General features: G+C 71.2%; 1 protein-coding gene and 1 pseudogene. Both read right to left on the minus strand.

Annotated features, from left to right (window positions below):
- Positions 1 to 320 (minus strand): annotated as a pseudogene (locus tag AC2W7M_RS26515) (thioredoxin domain-containing protein); the annotation flags it as partial.
- A gap of 3 nt (positions 321 to 323) precedes the next feature.
- Complete coding sequence (locus AC2W7M_RS26520; protein WP_486136169.1) at positions 324 to 755, minus strand: response regulator; 432 nt, start codon at positions 753 to 755, stop codon at positions 324 to 326.
- Positions 756 to 825: the final 70 nt, after the last annotated feature.

An 825-nucleotide genomic window follows, 5' to 3' on the forward strand; every position in this document is an offset into this window, starting at 1 on the left:
GCGGTCGAAGCCGGCGCAGCGCACGCCGTCCGCCTCCACCAGCGGGCGGCGGATCAGCAGCGGGTCCGCGAGATGAGCGCGATCGCCTCGGCCGCACCGAGGGTGGCCGGGTCGACCGCGCCCGCCTTCACCTTGGGTGATGCCGGATTGAACCAGCTCGCCACCGGCGTCGCGCCGAAGAAGGCGGCGAGGCGCTCGCCCGTCCAGGGTTCCGAGAGCAGGCTGCGCACCTCCACCTCATGGCCGGCGGCGGCGAGCATCTGCCTCTGCCGGGCATTGGTGCCGCAGCCGGGCTTCTCGTAGAAGACGACCTTCGCCACGGCCTAGAGGCTGCCGAGCTGGATCAGCGGCTGGGCGCCGCCGCGGCCGAGGATGGTGTCCACCTTCTTGCGCACGCTCTCGATGGTGAGCGGCTTGACGAGCGCGCCGTGGGCGCCGGCCTTCAGGCCATCCACCGCCACCGCCTCGTCCTCCTTGCCGCAGACCACCAGGATGCGCACGCCGGGGAAGCGGCCGTTGATCTCCTTGACCAGCGCCGCGCCGCGGCTTTTCAGGAAGCCGACGCCGAGCAGCACCACGTCCGGCTTCAGCCAGTCGACGCCCTTTTCATAGGCCTCTTCCGGGGTGGCGATCTCATGGGTCTCGATCTCGTCGTGCAGCATGAACTGGAGCGCGGCGCGGGTGATCTCGTCCTCGTCCACCACGAACACCCGCCGCTGGTCCACCGCCTTGGACGTCTCAACGCCGATCTGCATTTTCGATCCTCGCTTCAGGTCGCGCATGCCGCCGCAGCGGCGCGGCGCCGGCGCGGGCGCCCCGCACGCG

The sequence above is a fragment of the Xanthobacter sp. BG11Y11_SDJG genome, from assembly GCF_057364445.1.